Source organism: Rhodococcus sp. EPR-147 (assembly GCF_001647185.1).
In the GTDB taxonomy this organism is placed as follows: Bacteria; Actinomycetota; Actinomycetes; order Mycobacteriales; family Mycobacteriaceae; genus Rhodococcoides.
In genome coordinates this window covers 1-1500 of record NZ_LVCU01000338.1, presented here as the reverse complement: position 1 = coordinate 1500, position 1500 = coordinate 1, and the positions used below count along the sequence as shown (strand labels likewise).

General features: G+C 63.8%; 2 protein-coding genes and 2 pseudogenes. 3 read left to right on the top strand and 1 reads right to left on the bottom strand.

What is annotated here, in order from left to right:
• Window positions 1-404 (top strand): annotated as a pseudogene (locus A2J02_RS28740) (hypothetical protein); the annotation flags it as partial.
• A 19-nt stretch (window positions 405-423) separates the two neighbouring features.
• Window positions 424-981, top strand: a pseudogene (locus A2J02_RS15570) (cytochrome c oxidase assembly protein); the annotation flags it as partial.
• Window positions 982-1147: 166 nt separating this feature from the next.
• Here A2J02_RS15570 and A2J02_RS28920 read toward each other — a convergent pair.
• On the bottom strand, window positions 1148-1273 hold the full coding sequence (locus A2J02_RS28920; RefSeq protein WP_268987753.1) for a hypothetical protein: 126 nt from the start codon (window positions 1271-1273) through the stop codon (window positions 1148-1150).
• A gap of 12 nt (window positions 1274-1285) precedes the next feature.
• Between A2J02_RS28920 and A2J02_RS28735 the strand changes: the two genes are divergently transcribed.
• Window positions 1286-1500: hypothetical protein (locus tag A2J02_RS28735; RefSeq protein WP_231893869.1), on the top strand; the 215-nt coding region annotated here is incomplete at its 3' end.

Below are 1500 nucleotides of genomic sequence, written 5' to 3'. Positions count from 1 at the left end.
CGTCGTGTAACACCGATGATCGACCGACGCCACTGCAGTACAGCGACATCGAACGAGGCTATGTGACAACCGATTCACCGCACCATATTTCGCGCACACGCCAGTCGCTGTGTGTGCGTTACGTCCTTGCGATCGCGCTCGTATGCGCGGCCGCGTTGGTCGTTGTCGTCACCGTCCGCTCGGGGGACACCCGACACGCAGCCAGCGGTGACTCGTTCCCTGGCACCTTCACATCGCTTCTGTACGTCCTGCTCCGTTTCACCGTCTCACTCGCCGCCGCGATCACGATGGGCTCATTGGTATACGGGATAGTCTGTACCCGTTTCTGCCGTGTGGGCCGGGTCGGTCCCGACGGATACGCGACCCTGCTCACTGCTGGCCGATCGAGCCTGAGAACCGTCTGACGCTCCCTCGCTCGAGCAGTTCGCGACCTTCTGGCGGTTTGACTTCGTCACCGGCGGCGCGGCAGTCGTCCTGATCGCGCTGTACGGGTGGGCAGTTCTGCGGTTGCGACGGCGCGGAGATCAGTGGCCCCTCGGGCGTACCATCGCCTGGATGACCGGGTGCCTGGCGTTGCTGGTGGCGACGAGTTCAGGTCTCGCTGCATACGGTTCGGCGATGTTCAGCGTCAATATGGGTGCGCACATGACGCTCAACATGTTCGTTCCGGTCCTGCTCGTGCTCGGCGGGCCGGTCACGCTCGCGTTGCGGGCGCTGCCCCCAGCTCGGGAGGACAGGATGCCGGGACCGCGGGAATGGATCGTGTGGGTGGTCCATTCACCACTGATGCGAGTGCTGTCGAACCCCGCCGTCGCGGTCGGGTTGTTCGTCCTCTCCATCTATGCAGTGTATTTCAGCCCGCTGTTCGACGAGCTGGTCCGCTACCACTGGGGACACGAGGTGATGAATATCCACTTCATCGTCACCGGGTACCTCTACTACTGGGTCATCATCGGCATCGACCCCGGACTGCACCGGGTTCAGGCCGCACGAAGGAACGCAGCTGGGATCCACGAGCAACTCGTAACGTTCGATCACCAGGATCAGTGATGCGCGCAGCCCTATGCTTCCTGCAATGCGCATTCCCCCATCCCGCCCCGAAAGATGCTGGTCTATACCGTTGTGTAGGAGATGTCGGTCATGCCGTTCACGGGATGGCACGTACCGCGGCGTCGAGAGCACCGGGTGTGCTCAGGGCGATCGGTTCGCCGTTGAGCAGGACTGTGGGAGTGGCGTTGATGGTCTTGAGCACCGACTGGGTGGAGTCGGCCACCCAGTCGGTGTAGTGGCCGCCGGTGATGCAGTCGCCGGCGGTGTCGGGAACTCCCGCTGCGACAGCGATATCGGTCAGTTGCTCGTCGCTCAGCCCCGAACCGCCTTCGGCGGGCTGCTGCCCGTATACGGCGGCGGATCAGGAGTGTCGCCCGGGGTCCTGCTCGGTCTGGGGTCTGCTCACCGTCGGTGGCGCAGCGAGCCGACAGGGCGAGCACAGGACCAAAC